The following is an 18192-nucleotide window of genomic DNA, read 5'->3' as shown; positions in this document are numbered from 1 at the left end:
CCGACGTGGCGGGTTCCGCCCCCGCGCCCTCCGGGTCCCGAGCCCGGCGCTCTGCTGCTGAGCTACACGTCGTAGGGCACTGACGGTAGTGAGGGCGCCGGGAAGGGGGCAACGAGATTTTTCCGGGGCGTGCCGCAGAGGCGGCCGGGCCGGGCCGGGCCGTCCTGCGGCCGGAGCCGGACGCATTCTGCTTGGGAGCGCTCTCAGAAGGTGGGGGCTACAGATATCCTGAACCGGACGAGAACGCGCACCGCACCCGTGCGCGCCGCACGATCCGGTACACCGCCCGGCCGACGCAGTCGAGGAGCGCCCGCCTTGCCCGAGCAGACCACGGGGCCCCGCCCCACGCTGGAAGCCGTCGCCGCGCGCGCCGGCGTGTCCCGCGCCACGGCCTCCCGGGTCGTCAACGGGGGCGCGGGCGTGCGCGCTCCCCTGGTCGACAAGGTCCGCAGGGCCGTCGAGGAGCTCGGGTACGTCCCCAACCACGCGGCCCGCACCCTGGTCACCCGGCGCAACGGCGCCGTGGCCGTGATCATCGCGGAGCCCGAGTTCCGGATCTTCTCGGACCCGTTCTTCGAGCAGCAGGTGCGCGGCATCAGCCGGGAACTGACCGCGCACGACTCGCAGTTGGTGCTGCTGTGGGTGGAGGGCCCCGGGGACCACGAGCGGATCGCCCGCTATCTCGGCGGGGGGCACGTGGACGGCGCGCTCGCGTTCTCGCTGCACAGCGACGACGCCCTGCCGGCCGTGATCGAGGGGGCGCGGATCCCGGTGGTCGTCGGCGGCCGGCCGGCCCCCGGGAGCGGTCCGGCCGTGCCCTTCGTCGACTGCGACAACCGGGGCGGCGCCCGGGAGGCGGTGCGGCACCTGGTGGGCCTCGGGCGGCGGACCATCGCCCACATCTCCGGTCCGGCCGACCAGACTTCGGCGATCGACCGGCTGCACGGCTACCGGGACGTCCTCCACGACGCCGATCCGGAGCTGCTGTGCGCGGGCGCCTTCACCGAGGAGAGCGGCGCGCGGGCCATGGCGGAGCTGCTCGACCGGCGGCCGGACGTGGACGGGGTGTTCGTCGCCAACGACCTGATGGCGTCGGGCGCGCTGCGCACCCTGCGGGAGCGCGGGGCACGGGTCCCGGAGGACGTGGCGGTCGTCGGCTTCGACGACATGGCCTCGGTGGTCGACCGGACCTCCCCCGCCCTGACCACCGTGCACCAGGACATCGAGGGCATGGGCCGGCTGATGGTGAAGCTGCTGATGCGGCTGCTCGACGGGACCGGGCCCGAGATCCCGGGCTCCGTGATCACCCCGACCTCGCTGGTCCGCCGCGCCTCCGCCTGACCCCCGTACGGGAGACGGCGGGCCCGGGTGTGTCACCCGGGCCCGCCGCCGTACTCCCCTACGGGATCAGCCGCAGGTGATCAGTCGTACGGGATGACCACCACGGACCGGTCCGTGCCCGTCTGGAGCCGCGCGTCGCCGTTGCCGATCGCGCTCCAGACCTCCAGGCGGACCGTTCCGCCGCGCAGGTTGCCGAGCGTGCCGGTGGCGGACTTCAGGCCCCGGGACTGGGCGTACTCCTCCCAGCCCGTCACCGGGTCGGTCGCGAAGTAGTGGTACGTCTCCGTGCGGTCGAAGGTGCCGTCGCCGGTGAGGTCGTAGCTGATCCGGGCCTGCTGGCCGAGGCCGACCGACGCGCCGGCGTCCACCTGGAGCCGGAAGGCGGTCGAACCGCCGGCCCGGAGCGTGCCGTTGACGTTCTTGACGACGTAGACGAGCGGCTTGTTCGGGGTGCCGTCGTGGTTGCCGCCCTGCGCGGAGGCGAGGGTGTCGCTGCCCGCCGCGGCCCCGGTGGCCGTGGTGAGCGTGCCGCCGGTGCGGAGCTGGAAGGTGTTCCCGGAGCCGGGCTCCGGCTCGGGGTCGGGACCGGGGCCCGCCGTGCCGTTGCCGGTGGCGGTGGAACGCGCCGGTACAGAGAGGGACTTGCCGTCGGAGAAGGTGACCGTGCGGGCGGTCGAGCCGTGGTTGTGGGCCACGTAGGTGCGCGTGGTGCCCTTGGCGAAGACGGCGGAGGTGGGAATCGATCCGGTGACGGTGGTGTCGGGGGCGCCGAGCGCGTCGAGCGCGGTGATCCAGTGGTACGTGTGGGCCTTGGACTCGCCCGCCTCCGGGGTGTAGCCGGCGTTCCCGGCGTCCCACTTGGCCTTGGCGGCGCCGGGGTCGGCGAGGGCCTGGAACTCCCAGAGGATGTCGCGCCACTCGACGGCCGGGCCGCCGTTCTCGCGCTCCATCTCGGCGATGTTGCGCCGGATGGCGTCCTTGCGGCCGCCGAGGTGGAGCGAGCCGCCGCTGGTCACGGGCAGGACGTTGATGCCGTGGATCTCCTCGGGGTTGGCGGTCCACCAGGTGGAGTAGGCGCCGCCGCTGCCCCAGACCATGCCGACGGTGTCGTGCTGGAAGGAGCCGGGGAAGACCTGCTGGTCGGCGTCGAACCAGTACTGGGCGATGGCCTCGCCCTCGGTGGTCAGGAGGTAGGTGCCGAGGTCGCGCAGGGCGGTGTCGCCGGTGGCCGCGCCCCACAGGACGAGGGCGGCGCTGAGGTTGGTCGACTCGGAGGACGACTCCTGGTTGTTTCCGGCGGCGAAGCCCTGGTGGCCGCTGGCCCAGCTGTGTCCGGCGTAGACGTCGAAGCCGCGCAGGAAGGGGAAGGCGCTGTCGGTGCGGCTGGGGTTGGCGGTGTCGCGGACCAGGGTTTTGACCATGGTCCCCCAGGCGGAGTCGGCGGCCCAGTTCGGGTCGTACTGGGCGACGATCGCGGCGGCGTACACGTAGTAGCCGTAGTGGAAGTGGTGGTCGTTGAGCTCGGTGTCGCTGCCGTAGGAGGCCGGGTAGCCGGTGAGGGTCTTCCAGACCTTGTCGTACGAGAACTCGGTGGCGCCGCCGGCCGTGAACCACTCCTGGAGGCGGCCCTTGATGAGGCCGAGGAGCTTGTCGCGGACCGCGCCCTCGCCGATCTGGTCGGCGAGCGGCACGAGCTGGGCGAGCTTGCCGAGGGCCTTGCCCGTCCAGTACGTGTCGACGGCTCCGGAGAACGGGTCGGAGGAGTTCGCGACCTCGTTCAGGTAGCCGCGCAGCCGGGCCGTGTCGATCCCGCTGCCGGGCAGGCCCGGGAGGGTGGCGGCGGCCTTCTGGGCGGTGGTGAAGGAGGCCGCCTCGCGGACCTTCATGGTGCCCCGGGGCGAGACGTAGGTGTACGGGGTCAGCGGGTCGGTGGTGTGCAGCCACTGGTGGCGGTAGAGCGCCTGGAGGGTGCCGCGCTCGGTGCCCTCCTTGGCCTCGGTGGTGAGGCTGTAGGTGGCGCGGACGGTGCCGGCGTCGTAGCTCCAGCCGACCGCGGAGCCGGTGACGAAGCTGTAGGCGTACTTGCGGTACGTGGCGAGCGCGTCGGTGGAGGGCAGGACGGCGACGGAGAAGTAGTCCTTGCCGCCGAGGCCCGCGGTGATGGTGGAGCCGGAGACGTTCCAGTCGGTGCCGCTCGGCGAGAAGAGGGCGTAGTGGTGGCCGGCGACGGTGATGCCGAGGACGTTGCCCTGGTCGGAGAAGACCGTGGGGGCCTGGGCGGTGGTGATCCGGGCGTCGCCGCCGGTGCCCTTGGCGTACACGAAGGGCAGGCCGTGGCCGATGGTGGTGCGCAGGGTGCGGGCGCCGTCGGACCAGTAGGGGGTGACGGTCCAGTCGGACCAGGCGTCGGCCTTGGTGTCGGGCGAGTTCAGGCCGGTGAGGCCGAGGGTGAGGTCGCGCTTGTGGGCGAACTCGTACTGGCGCCCGTCGCCCACGATCGCGGGACTGGTGGGGTAGCCGACCTCCAGGCCGCCGGAGACGGCCTGGTAGGTGAGCGGGTGGCCGTACATGGGGGTGGAGTACGGGTTGTCCCCGTAGCGCTGGAAGGCGAGCGAGGACCACCAGTCGTTGGTGGGGACGGGCTTGCCCTGGGCGGCGGCGGTGACCTTGGGGGTGACCGGGGCGCCGGTGTTGGTGGTGGGTCCGGAGGTACCGGCGGGGCGGGTGTCGGAGTAGCTTCCGGCGCCCGCCGGGACGGTGGCCGCGGCCGCGGGGACGGCGGCGGGGCCGAGTCCCACGGCGGCGAGGGCGGAGACCAGGACCAGCGCTGCGGCGGGCCGGGTGCGGGGGGATGGCATGAAGGGGCACCTCATGTCGTCTGCGGCGGATGGAGCTCGGGGGTGGAGCTTCGAGGGGGTGGAGCTCGGGTGGCGCTCGTGGAGGGCGGACGGAGCCGCCCGGACGGGGGCGGATGGAGCTCGGACGGGGGGTGCGCGGAGTGGGGAGGACCGTGTTCGGGAGTCCGGAAGTCCGGCCTCCAGAATGGCTGAGAGCGCTCTCAGAGTGACGGAAACGTAAAACCCTCGAAACGAGCGTGTCAAGAGGTTGAACGCGGGCGGGAGTTGAGGTTTCCCCTCGTCCGTTACGCCTTCGAGTCTTGACGGATGCACCGCGGCACGGGCACGCTCCCCACGCACGCTTGAGAGCGCTCTCAACCGCTCTCGCTCGTTCCGGAGCCAAGGGAGGCTTCCCATGCCCATCGCCCGAGCCGCCAAGAGAGCCGTCGTCCGCCTGGGTGCGGTCACGCTCGCCGGGGCCCTGCTCGCCGCCTGCGGCGGATCGACGGACGACTCGTCCTCGGACAGCGCGGGAGGGAAGGTCACGATCACCGTCGACCTCTTCGGCTCCTTCGGATACAAGGAGGCCGGGCTCTACACGGAGTACGAGAAGCTCCACCCCGGCGTCACCATCAAGCAGACGGACACCGAGGACGAGGCCGACTACTGGAAGTCCCTCCAGACCCGGCTCGCGGGCAACGCCGGCCTCGCCGACGTGCAGGGCATCGAGGTGGGCCGCATCGCCTCCGTCGCCCAGCAGCAGGCCGAGCGGTTCGAGGACCTGAAGAGGTACGGCGCGGACTCCCTGAAGGACCAGTTCGCCCCGGCCAAGTGGGCGGCCGCCACCGGCAAGGGCGGCGAGGTCCTCGGCCTGGGCACGGACGTCGGCCCGGAGGCCATGTGCTACCGCACGGACCTGTTCAAGCAGGCCGGGCTGCCCACCGACCGCGAGGAGCTCGCGAAGAAGTGGGCCACCTGGGACGGCTACCTGGCCCTCGGCAAGCAGTACAAGGCGAAGGCCCCCGCCAAGAGCGCCTGGCTCGACAGCGTCGGCAGCCTCTACTCGATCATGATCGGCCAGGAGAAGGAGCGCTACTACGACGCCTCCGGGAAGCTGATCTGGGAGCAGAACCCCGCCCTGCGCTCCGCCTGGGACCACGCCGTCCAGGCCGCGAACGACGGTCTGAGCGCCAAGCTCGACCAGTGGTCCCCGCAGTGGAACCAGGCCTTCTCGGCCGGCTCCTTCGCCACCATGCCGTGCCCCGCCTGGATGCTCGGCTACATCAAGGGCCAGGCCGGTGAGGCCGGCAAGGGCAAGTGGGACGTCGCCAAGCTGCCCGGCGGCGCCGGCAACTGGGGCGGCTCCTACCTGGCCGTGCCGAAGGCCGCGAAGCACAAGAAGGAGGCGTACGAGCTGATCAAGTGGCTCACCGCCCCCGAGCAGCAGACCAAGCTCTTCCAGAAGCAGGGCAACTTCCCCTCCGCCACCGGCGCGATCGAGAAGGTCGCCGACGCGAAGGACGCGTTCTTCTCGGACGCCCCCATCGGCAAGATCTTCGGTGACGCGGCGAAGGAGGCCCCGGTCCAGGTCCTCGGCGTCCACGACCAGAACATCGCCCAGCAGATCACCAACGCGCTGAGCGAGGTCGAGCGCAAGGGCACCTCCCCGGAGAAGGCCTGGTCGAACGCCAAGAAGGGCGTCGAGAACACCATCGGCTGATCCGTGCCGCCGGACGGACCCCCGCACCGGGGGTCCGTCCGCCCCCGCCTCCCCCGCTCCGACCCACCGAAGGGCCGCACCGTGACCCTCACCGCACCCGAGACACCGGCCCGGCCGAAGCCGGCCGCGCCGCCCCGGCGCCCCGGACCCGCCCGGCGGACCTGGCAGAAGGTCTCCCCGTACGCCTACATCACCCCGTTCTTCACCCTGTTCGCCGCCTTCGGCCTCTTCCCGCTGATCTACACGGCCTTCGTCTCGCTGTACCGGGTGGAGCTCCAGACGCCCGGCGACATGGAGTGGCGCGGGCTCGGCAACTACACCGCGCTCTTCGGTGACGAGTACTTCTGGGTCTCGCTGCGCAACACCTTCACCATCGGCGTGCTCTCCACCGTGCCGCAGCTGATCATCGCCCTCGGCCTGGCGCACCTGCTGAACTACCGGATGCGCGGCCGCACCTTCCTGCGCACGGCGGTGCTGCTGCCGTACGCGACCTCGGTCGCCGCCGCCACCCTCGTCTTCGCCCAGCTCTTCGGGCGGGACTTCGGCCTGATCAACTACGCGCTCGGGCTCGTCGGCATCGACCCGGTCGACTGGCAGAACGGCACGGTGGCCTCGCAGATCGCCGTGTCGACGGTCGTCGTCTGGCGCTGGACCGGCTACAACGCGCTGATCTACCTGGCCGGTATGCAGTCGATCCCGGACGAGCTGTACGAGGCGGCCGCGATGGACGGGGCCTCGCGGTGGCGCCAGTTCTTCCACGTCACGCTGCCCGGACTGCGGCCCACCATCCTCTTCACCGTCATCGTCTCCACGATCGGCGCGACCCAGCTGTTCGGCGAGCCGCTGCTGCTCGAAGGATCGATCTCGGGCGGCATCTCGCACCAGTACCAGACGCTCGGGCTCTACATGTACGAGCAGGGCTGGGGCTTCTTCCACCTGGGCCGGGCCGCCGCCATCGCCTGGGTGATGTTCCTGCTCATCGTGGTGCTGGTCGGGGTCAACGCCCTGATCGTGCGCCGCCGTTCCCGCAAGGAGGCCGGCCGATGACCGCGCCGATCGCCCCGGCGGCGCCCGCCGCTCCCCCGGTCGCCCCGCCCGCCCCGGAGCCCGGCCGGACGCCGCGCCGGGGGGCCGCCCGGGCGGGCCGCACCCTGCACGCGGGACCGCTCGCGTACGGCATCCTGATCGTCGCCGTGCTGTTCTCGGCGTTCCCGTTCTACTGGACGATCGTCGCCGCCAGCCGCTCCAACGCCGATCTGGCGAAGGTCCCGCCGACGCTGCTCCCCGGGCCGAACCTGATCAAGAACTTCGAGGCGGTCCTCGAAGAGGCCGACATCGGCAAGGCGCTGCTCAACTCGTTCATCGTCTCCGGCTCGATCACCCTCGGCACCGTCCTGTGCTGCACCCTGGCCGGGTTCGCCTTCGCCAAGCTGCGCTTCAGGGGCCGGGGCGCGCTGCTCGCGGTCACCGTCGGCACCATGATGATCCCGCCGCAGCTGGGCGTGATCCCGCTGTTCATGCTGATCGCCGAGCTGGGCTGGGTGAACCAGCTCCAGTCGGTGATCCTGCCGGGCCTGGTCTCCGCGTTCGGCGTGTTCTTCATGCGCCAGTACCTGGTGCAGTCGCTGCCGGACGAGCTGATCGAGGCGGCCCGGGTGGACGGCGCGTCCACCGCCAGGATCTTCTGGTCGATCGTCGTGCCGATCGCCCGGCCCGGCATGGCCGTACTCGGCCTGCTGACCTTCATGGCCTCGTGGAACGACTTCTTCTGGCCCGTCGTCGCCCTGACCTCCTCCGAGCCCACCGTCCAGGTCGCCCTGCGCCAGCTCGGCGGCGGGTACGTCCACGACCAGTCCGTGATCATGGCGGGCACGCTGCTCGGCACCCTGCCGGTGCTGCTCGTCTTCGGCCTGCTCGGCCGGCAGATCGTCGGCGGCATCATGCAGGGCGCCGTCAAGGGCTGACCGCCTCCGCCCCTCTCCTCCCCACCCCTCCCCGCCGAACGTCTCACCCCAGGGAGTTCCCACCCCATGACCGCGCTCGACGCCCGCACCGACCCGACGACCACGCTCCGCTTCCCCGAGGGCTTCCGCTGGGGCACCGCCACGGCCGCCTACCAGATCGAGGGGGCGGCGGCCGAGGACGGCCGCACGCCGTCCATCTGGGACACCTTCAGCCGTACGCCGGGCAAGGTCCGCAACGGCGACACCGGCGACATCGCCGCCGACCACTACCACCGGCTCGACGAGGACGTCGCCCTGATGCGGCGGCTCGGCGTGACCGACTACCGCTTCTCGATCGCCTGGCCCCGGGTCCAGCCCACCGGGCGCGGCCCGGCCGTGCGCAAGGGCCTGGACTTCTACCGGCGGCTCGCCGACTCCCTCCTGGAGGCCGGGATCCGGCCCGTGGCGACCCTCTACCACTGGGACCTGCCGCAGGAGCTGGAGGACGCGGGCGGCTGGCCGCACCGGGAGACCGCACACCGCTTCGCCGAGTACGCCGGGATCATGGCGGACGCGCTCGGCGACCGGGTGGCGACCTGGACCACGCTCAACGAGCCGTGGTGCGCCGCCTTCCTGGGCTACGGCAACGGCGTGCACGCCCCGGGCCGCACCGACGACCTGGCCGCGCTGCGCGCCGCCCACCACCTGAACCTGGCGCACGGCCTGGGGGCGCGGGCGCTGCGCGGCGCGCTGCCCGGGTCGGCGGAGGTCTCCCTGACCCTCAACCTGCACGCCGTACGGGCCCTCACGCAGTCCCCCGAGGACCTGGACGCGGCCCGCCGGATCGACGCCGTCGGCAACCGGATCTTCCTGGACCCGGTCTTCCACGGGCGGCTCCCGGAGGACCTGGTCCGCGACACGGCCTCGGTCACGGACTGGTCGTTCGTGCGGGACGGCGACCTGGAGGCGGCGGCCGCGCCGATCGACTCCCTCGGCATCAACTACTACTCCCCGTCCGTCGTCGCGGCGGGCTCCTCCGAGTCGCCGGCGCCGTGGGCGGGCGCGGAGCGGCACGTCCGGTTCCTGCCGGCGCCGGGGCCGCGCACGGCCATGGACTGGCCGGTGGACGCGAACGGCCTGCACGAGCTGCTGATCCGGCTGCGGGACGAACTGCCGGGCGTGCCTCTGGTGATCACGGAGAACGGGGCGGCGTACGACGACTACGCCGACCCGTCGGGGAACGTGAAGGACCCGGAGCGGGTGGCCTATCTGCACGCGCACCTGGCGGCGGTGCACCGCGCCCTGGAGGACGGGGCGGACGTGCGGGGCTACTTCCTGTGGTCGCTCCTGGACAACTTCGAGTGGGCGTACGGCTACAGCAAGCGGTTCGGCATCGTCCACGTGGACTTCGCGACGCAGCGGCGGACGCTGAAGGACAGCGCCCGCTGGTACGCGGAGGTGATCGCCCGGGGCGGCCTCGCGGAGGCGTGAGGGGCCCGACACGGCAAGGAGGGGGTGCCGCGGCACCCCCTCGGAGCCGCGGCACCCCCGGTCACCGCGCGGACGGGCCCCGCGTCACACGCGCTGCCACAGGGCCGGGACCTTGGACGGCTCCCAGCCGGTCTGGGCCTGGTGGCCCTGGAGGCAGCGGTAGGTGGCGCCGCCGTAGGTCACGGTGTCACCGGCCTTGTAGACCTTGCCGGCCGCCCAGGTGCCGCCCGGCTCGGGCTCGCCCGGACCGGGGCCAGGACCCGGGTCGGTGGTGGTCTTCAGGGTCAGGCCGTAGTTCTGGAGGATCGGGTTCAGCGGCTGGAAGAAGGTCGTGCCGCCGCTGGAGCAGTTGCCGGAGCCGCCCGAGGTCACGCCCTGGGCCTGGCTGCCGGAGATGTACGAGCCGCCGGAGTCGCCGGGCTCGGCGCAGACGGTCGTGCGGGTGACGCCCGAGATGGTGCCCTCGGGGTAGGTGACGCTGGTGTTGTGCTGCTGCACGGTGCCGCAGTGCCAGCCGGTGGTCGAGCCGGAGCGGCACACGGAGGAGCCGACGGGCTGGAGGACGGAGCCGGTCACCTGGACGTTGGCGCCGCCCGAGCCCTTCACGTACGGGGTGGCGGTCCAGTTGGAGTTGGTGGCGACCCAGGCCATGTCGCTGCCGGGGAAGACGGAGGCCTGGAAGCTGCCCTGGGCGACCTGGTTGAAGCCGCTGGTGGAGGTGCCGGCCCGGCCGCAGTGGCCGGCCGTGGCGAAGCCCTGGGTGGTGCCCTTGGTGATCGGGAAGCCGACGGAACAGCGCCCGCTGCCGTTCATGTAGTACGCGTCGCCGCCCCGGAGGTCGTACAGCGGGCGGGGCGCCTCGGCGGTGCGGACCACCTTCACCAGGTCGCGGGGGACGCCGGTGGCCGCGAGGAGCCGCGCGCCGGCTCCGGCCCGTGCCTCCTCGACGACGAGGACGTTGGCGCGGACGTCGACGTACCGGACGGGCGCCTCGGCGGTGGCGGCCCGGTCCAGGGTCTCCTTGGCCCGCTCCAGGGCGGTCAGGGCGTGCGTCACGACCTTGGCGTGCGCGCCCGAGGCGCGGATCGCGGGCGCGTCGGCGGCGCGGGTGGTGGCCACGGTCAGGGTGCCGGACTCGGCACCGTCCACCCAGGCTCCGGCGAAGGCGCCGCCCAGGTCCAGGCGGAGTCCGGCGGCCCTGGCCCCGGCCTCGGCCTCGTTGGCGAGGCGGTTCTCGGCCTGGGCTCGGGTGAGGCCCAGGTCGCGCTGCAGGGCGCGGAGGAGTTCGGGCTGCGCGGAGGCGGCGCCGAGGGCGTCGGCGGCCGTTCTGACGGTGGGGACGCGGTCCTCGCCGTGCGGGGCCGCGGTGGCGGAACCGGCCTGGAGGCCGGCCAGTGCCAGGCCGGCGGCGGCCAGCACGGTACACGCCGTGCGGGCGTGTCGTCGGAGCATGGGGAGTCTCCTCGGTTGGCGGTGGGGGATCTGCTGAAACCGTAGGGATCCCGCCGGGGAGACGGCAGTTGCCAGTCGGCCCCTGCCACGGCGTTATGGGCGGGTGCCGAAGGGGGTGGGGACGTGGGGGTGTTCGGACGCGGGCGTTCGGGCGCGCGTCAGCGCGGGGTGTTCTCGCGGGGCGTCGGGGCCGGGGCCGGGGCCGTCGTGCGGCCGGCGCTGCGGGCGAGGGCCTCCTCGTGGGCGGCCCGGGTGTGGTGCAGGACGGCGGCGGCCCGGCCGGCGGCGCGGCCCTCGGGGTGCCAGCCGAGCAGGTGCCGCCACACCAGCGGCGCGCCCGCGAGGGGTCTGGTCACCAGGCCGGGGGTGACGGGGAAGGTGGCCCGGCAGAGGCCGACGGCCCGGCCGACCTGGACCAGGTGCACGCAGGAGGCGGTGTCCGTCTCGTACACGCAGGCCGGGGTGAACCCGGCCCGTACGCACGCGGCGGCGAAGCAGTCGCCGAAACAGCCGTCGCCCGGCACGTCGGTCCAGGCCTCCGCCGCCAGTTCGGCCAGGTCGATCTCGGTGCGGGGCGCCAGCGGGTGGTCGGCGGCCAGCATCACGTACACCGGATCGCGGGCCACCTCCGTCCAGGCGAGCCGGCCCGCCTCGGGCGGTCCGCTCTCGCCGCAGACCCCGACGAGGGCGAAGTCGAGCCGGCCCGCGACCACCCCACCGGCGATCTCGCGCTCCGACCAGGAGGTGTACGTGGTGACCGGCGCCCCGGGGTCGGTGCGGGCGATCCGGTCGACGAGGCCGCCGAGCAGCGGGCCGTGCGTGCCGCCGAGCCGGTAGCCCTCCGCCCCGTCCCGGGCGAACCGCACGGCCTCCTCCTGGAGTTCGCACACGGCGGGCAGCACCACGCGGGCGCGTTCCAGGACGAGGTCGCCGAGCGCCGTGGTCCGCACGCCCTCCCGGCCCCGCTCGAACAGCTCCCCGCCCAGGGCCCGTTCGATCCGCTTGAGCTGGGCGCTGAGGGCGGGCTGCGCGAGGCCGAGCGCGGTGGCGGCGCGGGTCAGACTCCCCGCGTCCGCGATGGCCCGGATCGTCTTGAGGTGCCTCAGCTCCAAGTCCATACGGAGAGCTTGGCGTCCCGCGCCCGGGAGGTCCAGACCAGCGACGGGCCGCGGGGGGCGGGAACCGGGGGGAACGCGTGATCGTCTTGAGGGGCGAAAAGGGCGGCCGACCGGAAGACCGGCGGCCGCGAGGGCACGGAAGCAGGAGGTACTGGGTGACGGTCACGCTCGCGGAGGAGATCATGCTGTTGTCGCTGGACGACGCGTCCGGGGCCGCGCAGGAGAAGCAGTCCGCCTCGTGGGCCGTCGCCGGCGGCATCCTGCTCGACCTCGTCCTGGCCGGGCGCGTGGCGGTCGAGGGGGGACGCCTCCGGGTGACGGACCCGACGCCCACGGGCGTTCCGCTGCTCGACGAGCGGCTGCGGCGGATCGCCGAGTGGGCGGGGCGGAAGAGCCGGGTCCCGAAGGTCACCGAGTGGCTGACGAAGGACCACCCCAAGGCCGTGCGGGCGACGGTCGACAGCCTGTGCGGACGGGGGCTCGTCCGGGCCGAACAGCACAAGGTCCTGGGGCTCTTCCCCGTCACCCGCTACCCGGAGGCGGACGGCTCCGTGGAGCGGGAGCTGCGGGACAGGCTGCGGGCCATGGTCCTCGGCGGCGCCCGGCCCGACACGCGCACGGCGGGCCTCCTCGCCCTCGTGCACGGCGCGAAGCTGCACCGCGTGGCCTTCCCCGAGGTGCCGCGCAAGGAGATCGCCCCGCGCCTGGAGGAGATCGCGGCCGGTCAGTGGGCGTCCGAGGACGTGCGCCGCGCGATCCGCGACATGCAGGCGGCGATGACGGTGATCCTGGCGGCCACGGTGGTCACGATGACGGGCTGAGCCCTTCCCGCGTCCCCTTTCCTCTTTCTCCTCGCGGTTCCGACCGGACGGGGCCCGGGGCGAGCCCCCACGGCTCGCCCCGGGTCCGGCCCGGTCGGATCCCGCCCCCGCGCGTCCGGGCGGGCCCCGGACGCCGTGCGCCGGGAAGCGCTCCGGTGCCGCCCCACGCCTCGGCACCCGCCACGACGGCGGCCCACGGCCCTCCGGTACGCGTCGGCGGTCACGCCGGGACGGTCGGTCACACCGGCCCGGCCTGCCGGCCCGGGTCACTCTGCCGTCCGCCGCTCACGTCCCGCTGTCGTTCCGCTAACGCCCGCGCACGGGTCTCAGCGCTTCTGCTCCTTCTTCCAGGGGCCGACGCCGAGCTTCCCCGTCGTGCCCAGGTCGAGTTCGGGGATCACCATCACCGGGGCGGCGCCGGGCTTCGCCCACACGCGCGCGTAGGGGGCGGCCACGGGGCCTTCGGTCCCGCTGTCGACGGTGTTGCGCCAGACCAGGCCGGCCCGGGCGCGCTCGCCCGGCGCGAGGACCAGCTGCTCGGGCGGACCGTCGGCCCCGGTGCCGCTCGCGATCGCGTCGCCGCCCTCCAGGACCGCCACGCCGTCGACCCGCTCGCGGGCCTCGTCGAGGGGCTCGACGCGGGGGTGGCCCTTGAGCCGGTACGGCCGGGTGCCGCAGTTCTCCAGGTGGAGGCCGACGACGCGCAGCCCCATGGCGGCGTCGCCCTCGTCGGCGTACACGCGCACGCCCGTGGGCGGGCAGGCTCCCCCTTCGGAGGAGGCCTCGGCCGCCGGGACGCCGCGCACCGTGAGGACGCTCAGGGTCACCCGTCCCGCCGCGTCCGAGGAGACGCCGGCGGCGGTGGCGTCATCGGCGGTGACGGTGCGGCGCACGGTCCGGCCCGGGGCGACGGCCTCGACCGTGTCCTTCACGTTCGTCAGCCCCCGGCCCGTGTCCGCGTCCTGGAAGCCGAGGGTGACGGTGTAGGTGAGGGGCTCGGTCCCCCGATTGGTGACGGCGTACGTGCCGCAGGGGCGGGCCCGGTCGGCGCCGGGGCCCGTCCCCGTACCGATGACCACGACCTCGTCGCCGTCCGGCGTCCCCGGCGTGGTGGGCGATCCGGCTCCGCAGTCCCGGGCGGCGGAGGGGGTGGCGGACGCGGCGGCGCCTTGCCGTTCGGTTCCGCAGGCCGTGAGCAGCAGGAGACAGGCGGCGGGGAGGGCCAGGGCGGGGAGAGGGGTGCGGCGCATGGGGAGAGTGGATCAGCACCGGACCGCTCCGACCGTGACGGAAGCCACCCTTCCGGTAACAGGCCTGTCACAGGGGCGCGAGGCCCGCCGTGTGCTTGATCTCCTCCAGGATCCGGGCCGCCTCCACGAGGACAGTGCCGTGCACGGGCCACTCCCCCTCGCGGCCGGGGCGGTCGGAGCGGGCCGTGGCCGTCACCTCCGCGTAGCGGCGCTCGGCGTCCTCGACGCGGCGGCGGAGCCGGTCGGGGTCGTCCGGTCCCCGGGGCGGGGCGAGGAGTTCGAGCCCTTCGGCGGTGGCGTGCAGCAGGTCGGCATAGGAGGCGGCGAAGTCCGCCGAGACGGACGCCTCGAAGGGGCGCCGCGACTCGGAGGGGTTTCGGGGCTCGTACGTCAGTGCGCGGGCGATGGAGCGGACGTGCGTGCCGACGCGCTCGATCATGCCGACGGTCTCGTGGCAGCGCCGGAGCGACTCCTGTGCGCTGTCCCAGGGGCGGCGGGGGTTGAGCCTGGCGTTCTCCTGCTCCCTGTCGAGCGCCGCGCGCGCCCGTGCCGCCTGTGCGGCGAGTTCCTCGCAGCGGCGCGGCCAGTCCTCCTCCCGTACGTCCTCGTCCTCGCCCCCGGTCTTCGCCTCGGCGGTCCGGGCCAGGTCGCGCAGGAGGGTCTGCGCGCGGACGGTCAACTCCTCGACCCTGTGCCGGGCCGTGGCCGTGTGCGGGGAGGGCGCGAAGGCGAAGTGGGCGGCGAGGCCGCAGCACACCCCGATGGTGGCGGACGCGACCAGGGGGCCGATGTAGTCGATCCGTCCGCCGCCGCCCACGAACGCGAAGAGGGCCACCACCGGCACCTGGGTGCCCTGGCCGCCGAGGAGGTGGAGGCGGGCGACCACGAGGGCGACGAGGGCCAGGACGCCGAGGGTCCAGGCGTGGACGCCGACGGTGCTGCCGAATCCCGCCGCCACGGCCGTGCCGATCGCCATGGCCGCGAGGTACTGGGCCGAGTCCCACATCGAGCGGTAGACCGTGGACTGGAGGGCGAGGAGCGCCGTGAACGGGGCGAACGCCGTGACGTTCGCGGGCAGCAGCCAGGAGGAGAGGCACCAGGCGACGGTGGCGGCGGCCGCGCCCTTGGCCTGGAGCAGAAGGCCGTCGCGCGCCTCGCCGGGCCCTCGTACCGCGTCCGTGAGGGAGGTGCGGGCGGTGTGCCACCGGTTCCGGCACCAGTCGCCCGCCCTGCTCTTCGCTCCGGTCATGCCTCTCCCGTCCTCCGTCACCGCTCGTGTCCGCCGCGCCTACCCGCCGCCCGGGGATGTACGTGCGCGTCCCGTGGCGCCGGGGGAAGAAACGGCCGTTCCGGGCATCGTGCGCTCCGGACGTGGAAGACGCGGAGGTGTCGGCGACCGTTCGCACCGGAGGAGGCCCCCGTGTCCCGCACCCCGGAATCCCGTATCCCGGAATCCCGTGTCCCGGAGTCCGTGTACGCCCGCGTCGGGGAGGAGGTGGCCGCCCGGGCGGACCGCCTCTGGGACGTGAGCCTCGCGCTGCACCGCGAACCCGAGACGGCATACGAGGAGCACGGGGCGTCCCGGCTCCTCGCGGACGAGCTCGAACGGGAGGGCTTCCGGGTGGAGCGCGGCGTGGCGGGCCTGCCGACCGCCTTCGTCGGACGGTCGGGCGGAGAAGGCGGGGGTCCCCGGGTCGCGCTCCTGATGGAGTACGACGCGCTGCCGCTGCTCGGCCACGCCTGCGGGCACAACCTGATCGCGGCGGCCGGCCTCGGCGCGGCGCTCGCCGCGCGGGCGGCCCTGGGCGGGGAGGCCGGGGGGACGCTGCTCGCCGTCGGGGCTCCGGCGGAGGAGCGCGGCGGCGGGAAGGTGACGGAGGTGGAGGCGGGCCTGTTCGAGGGGGTGGACGCGGCGCTGATGTTCCATCCCGGCGTGTACGACTGGGCGTGGGCGCCGCTGACCGCCAGCGCGCAGATCCGGGTGGGGTTCCACGGGCGGGCCGCGCACCCGACGGGCAACCCCACGGAGGGGATCGACGCGCTGGGGGCCCTGATCCAGCTGTTCAACGCGCTGGGCGTGCTGCACAAGCGGCTGCCGTCCGGATCGCACGTCCAGGGGATCGTGACGGAGGGGGGCCGGGCCACGAACATCGTCCCCGCGTACGCGGAGGGCCTCTTCGGGCTGCGCGGCGGGACCACGGCCGCCCTGGAGGAGCTGGTGGAGGAGCTGCGCACCTGCGCCCGGGGCGTGGCGCTGGCCACCGGTACGACGGTGGAGGTGACGGACGTGGGCGGCCGGTACGAGCACTTCCGTGACAACGACGTGCTGTCCGGGCTCTTCGCCGGGCACCTGGAGCGGGCGGGCGTCCGGCTGTCGGAGCCCGTGGCGGGCGTGTACCTGGGGTCGTCGGACATCGGGAACGTCAGTACGCGCGTGCCCGCGATCCATCCGTTCGTCGCGATCACGGGCCCGGACGCCTCGGACCACACGACGGAGTTCGCGGAGGCGGCGGCCGGGCCCCGGGCGCGGCGGGTGATGCTCGCGGCGGCCGAGGCGCTCGCCTGCACGGCGGTGGACGTCCTACTGCGGGCGGACGTGCCGGAGCGGGCCTGGGACCGCTTCCGGGAGAAGGCCGCCGCCGGGCTGTGACCCCGGCGGGGGCCCGGGGCCCGGCGGTCAGTCCTCGACGGTCACGCGTACGGCCTTGACCTCCGGGTCGGCCGCGTCCGGCACGACCATCCCGGCCTCGACGCCGCTGCGCAGGTACCGCAGGACCTCGGCGTTGAGCCGCTCGCCGGGCAGGGCGGCGGGGATGCCGGGCGGGTAGGGCGTGAGCATCTCGGCGGCCACCCGGCCGACGGCCTTCTCCAGGGGCACCTGTTCGGTCCGCCCGAAGAAGGCGTCGCGCGGGAGGATCGCCTGCTCCAGGCGCAGATCGGCCGGGTCGGGGACCTCCACCCGGGGCGCGGGGCGCAGTTCGTCGGCGTGCGCGGCCGCGTCGCGCAGGGCGTCGAGCAGGAGCTGGGCGCTGTGGATGTCGTCCGCGTGGGTGAGCTGGGCGCTGGTGCGGCGGTGGTCGGACAGGTGCAGGTTGACGTGGTGGCGCTCGCGGATCCAGTCGGCGACGCGGTAGCCGGTGGTGTCGAGGCCGGTGATGTCGACGATGACCTGGAGGGGGTCGAGGTCGGCGGCGCGGCCGGGTCCGCAGAAGTCGTCGCGGCCGTGGACGCGCAGGCCCGCGATGCCGTCGATCCGCGTCCGGACCGTCTTGGCCAGGGAGAGCGCGTCGTCGTAGAGGGCGTGGCCGTGCTGGGCCATCTGACGGCGCCAGCCGTCGAGGGCCGCGTAGACGAGGACGGAGGGGCTGGTGGTGCCGAGGAGGTCCTCGCGGTTCTTGAGGACCTCGGGCTCGATCAGGTCGCCCTGGAGGTGGAAGACCGAGCCCTGTTCGAGGCCGGAGCCCATCTTGTGGACGGAGGTGACGCAGATGTCCGCGCCGGCGTCCATGGCCCAGGTCGGCAGGTCCGGGTGGAACGGCAGGTGGGCGCCCCAGGCCTCGTCGACGACGAGCGGCACGCCGTGCTCGTGGCAGACGTCGGCGATGGCGGCCAGGTCGGAGCAGGTGCCGTACGGGGTCGGCGTCGTGACCAGGGCGCCCCGGGCGTCCGGGTGCTCGGCGAAGGCGGCGCGGAAGGCGTCGGCGGACGGCGGGTGCGCGAGGTGGAGTTCGGCGTCCCACTGGGGGTCCACCCAGACCGGCACGATCCCGGCGAGCACGAGGCCGGACACCACGGACTTGTGGGCGTCCCGTCCCACGAGCAGCTTCTCGTGGGGGCCGGCGACGGACAGCATGGCGGCCTTGACGGAGAGCGAGCTGCCGCAGGTCGAGAAGAAGGTGTGCTCCGCGCCGACCGCGTCGGCCATCAGCTCCTGCGCCTTCGCCAGGACGCCCTTGGACGACCTGCGGTCGTCGAGACCGCTGGTGGCCAGCACGTCGGACCGGAAGACGGCGTCCCCGAGGACCGCGCGCACACGGGCGTCCGCGCCGCGTCCCTGCTTGTGGCCGGGCGGGGTGAAGGGGGTCTGGTTCTCCGCGTGGTACGCGGCCAGGGCGTCGAGCACGGGTGCTTGTGAGTGGTCCATGCTGCTTCGACTGCCCCGGGGAAAAGGACAAAAACCCCAGGTGGCGTGGACGGAGGGTGTCCGCACCATGACTCT

13 protein-coding genes and 1 tRNA gene are annotated in these 18192 nt (G+C 73.8%); 7 read left to right on the top strand and 7 right to left on the bottom strand.

What is annotated here, in order from left to right; translation table 11 throughout:
- Positions 1–72 (bottom strand) — tRNA-Pro (locus ACIQD7_RS24855).
- Between the two features lie 243 nt (positions 73–315).
- Here ACIQD7_RS24855 and ACIQD7_RS24850 point away from each other — a divergent pair.
- Entirely contained in the window at positions 316–1341 is a 1026-nt protein-coding gene (locus ACIQD7_RS24850) for a LacI family DNA-binding transcriptional regulator (protein ID WP_402444322.1), read from the top strand.
- Between the two features lie 80 nt (positions 1342–1421).
- Here ACIQD7_RS24850 and ACIQD7_RS24845 read toward each other — a convergent pair whose 3' ends face one another.
- On the bottom strand, positions 1422–4199 hold the full coding sequence (locus ACIQD7_RS24845) for a glycosyl hydrolase (protein WP_402444320.1): 2778 nt from the start codon (positions 4197–4199) through the stop codon (positions 1422–1424).
- A 394-nt stretch (positions 4200–4593) separates the two neighbouring features.
- Between ACIQD7_RS24845 and ACIQD7_RS24840 the strand changes: the two genes are divergently transcribed.
- The 4 genes from ACIQD7_RS24840 to ACIQD7_RS24825 all read left to right on the top strand — a co-directional run bounded on the left by ACIQD7_RS24840 (position 4594) and on the right by ACIQD7_RS24825 (position 9332).
- A complete protein-coding gene (locus ACIQD7_RS24840) occupies positions 4594–5898 on the top strand; it encodes an ABC transporter substrate-binding protein (RefSeq protein ID WP_402444318.1) in 1305 nt (434 codons plus the stop codon).
- 81 nt (positions 5899–5979) lie between these two features.
- Complete coding sequence (locus ACIQD7_RS24835; RefSeq protein WP_402444316.1) at positions 5980–6945, top strand: carbohydrate ABC transporter permease; 966 nt, start codon at positions 5980–5982, stop codon at positions 6943–6945.
- Positions 6942–7862 (top strand): carbohydrate ABC transporter permease, encoded by a 921-nt coding sequence (locus ACIQD7_RS24830; RefSeq protein ID WP_161372770.1) that lies wholly within the window; start codon positions 6942–6944, stop codon positions 7860–7862. Before ACIQD7_RS24835 ends, ACIQD7_RS24830 begins: the two co-directional genes overlap by 4 nt.
- 66 nt (positions 7863–7928) lie before the next feature.
- Positions 7929–9332 (top strand): GH1 family beta-glucosidase, encoded by a 1404-nt coding sequence (locus tag ACIQD7_RS24825; RefSeq protein ID WP_402444314.1) that lies wholly within the window; start codon positions 7929–7931, stop codon positions 9330–9332.
- 84 nt (positions 9333–9416) lie between these two features.
- Here the strand turns inward: ACIQD7_RS24825 and ACIQD7_RS24820 are convergent, their stop codons facing one another.
- Entirely contained in the window at positions 9417–10784 is a 1368-nt protein-coding gene (locus ACIQD7_RS24820; protein WP_402444312.1) for a carbohydrate-binding protein, read from the bottom strand.
- Between the two features lie 158 nt (positions 10785–10942).
- A complete protein-coding gene (locus ACIQD7_RS24815) occupies positions 10943–11902 on the bottom strand; it encodes a LysR family transcriptional regulator (protein ID WP_402444310.1) in 960 nt (319 codons plus the stop codon).
- Positions 11903–12057: 155 nt separating this feature from the next.
- Here ACIQD7_RS24815 and ACIQD7_RS24810 point away from each other — a divergent pair, with 155 nt between their 5' ends.
- A complete protein-coding gene (locus ACIQD7_RS24810; RefSeq protein ID WP_402444308.1) occupies positions 12058–12723 on the top strand; it encodes a GPP34 family phosphoprotein in 666 nt (221 codons plus the stop codon).
- A gap of 326 nt (positions 12724–13049) precedes the next feature.
- On the opposite strand, the gene ACIQD7_RS24805 is transcribed toward ACIQD7_RS24810, so the two are convergent.
- Both ACIQD7_RS24805 and ACIQD7_RS24800 read right to left on the bottom strand, forming a co-directional pair.
- A complete protein-coding gene (locus tag ACIQD7_RS24805; RefSeq protein WP_402444306.1) occupies positions 13050–13973 on the bottom strand; it encodes a DUF4232 domain-containing protein in 924 nt (307 codons plus the stop codon).
- Positions 13974–14040: 67 nt separating this feature from the next.
- Positions 14041–15222 carry an aromatic acid exporter family protein gene (locus tag ACIQD7_RS24800; RefSeq protein WP_402444304.1) on the bottom strand — a complete coding sequence of 394 codons (1182 nt, stop codon included), beginning with the start codon at positions 15220–15222 and terminating at the stop codon, positions 14041–14043.
- A 171-nt stretch (positions 15223–15393) separates the two neighbouring features.
- Between ACIQD7_RS24800 and ACIQD7_RS24795 the strand changes: the two genes are divergently transcribed.
- Positions 15394–16623, top strand: coding sequence for an amidohydrolase (locus ACIQD7_RS24795; protein WP_402444302.1), 1230 nt, complete (start codon positions 15394–15396; stop codon positions 16621–16623).
- Positions 16624–16650: 27 nt separating this feature from the next.
- Here the strand turns inward: ACIQD7_RS24795 and ACIQD7_RS24790 are convergent, their stop codons facing one another.
- Positions 16651–18117 (bottom strand): aminotransferase class I/II-fold pyridoxal phosphate-dependent enzyme, encoded by a 1467-nt coding sequence (locus tag ACIQD7_RS24790; RefSeq protein WP_402444301.1) that lies wholly within the window; start codon positions 18115–18117, stop codon positions 16651–16653.
- Between the last annotated feature and the right edge of the window lie 75 nt (positions 18118–18192).

The organism is Streptomyces sp. NPDC093071 (genome assembly GCF_044754545.1).
Classification (GTDB): Bacteria; Actinomycetota; Actinomycetes; order Streptomycetales; family Streptomycetaceae; genus Streptomyces.
This window is presented reverse-complemented; position numbering and strand designations above follow the sequence as displayed.

Coding starts and splice junctions, on each gene's coding strand:
- ACIQD7_RS24845 (WP_402444320.1), bottom strand. CDS start 4,199: ATGCCATCCCCCCGCACCCGGCCCGCCGCAGCGCTGGTCCTGGTCTCC.
- ACIQD7_RS24840 (WP_402444318.1), top strand. CDS start 4,594: ATGCCCATCGCCCGAGCCGCCAAGAGAGCCGTCGTCCGCCTGGGTGCG.
- ACIQD7_RS24830 (WP_161372770.1), top strand. CDS start 6,942: ATGACCGCGCCGATCGCCCCGGCGGCGCCCGCCGCTCCCCCGGTCGCC.
- ACIQD7_RS24825 (WP_402444314.1), top strand. CDS start 7,929: ATGACCGCGCTCGACGCCCGCACCGACCCGACGACCACGCTCCGCTTC.
- ACIQD7_RS24820 (WP_402444312.1), bottom strand. CDS start 10,784: ATGCTCCGACGACACGCCCGCACGGCGTGTACCGTGCTGGCCGCCGCC.
- ACIQD7_RS24815 (WP_402444310.1), bottom strand. CDS start 11,902: ATGGACTTGGAGCTGAGGCACCTCAAGACGATCCGGGCCATCGCGGAC.
- ACIQD7_RS24805 (WP_402444306.1), bottom strand. CDS start 13,973: ATGCGCCGCACCCCTCTCCCCGCCCTGGCCCTCCCCGCCGCCTGTCTC.
- ACIQD7_RS24800 (WP_402444304.1), bottom strand. CDS start 15,222: ATGACCGGAGCGAAGAGCAGGGCGGGCGACTGGTGCCGGAACCGGTGG.
- ACIQD7_RS24790 (WP_402444301.1), bottom strand. CDS start 18,117: ATGGACCACTCACAAGCACCCGTGCTCGACGCCCTGGCCGCGTACCAC.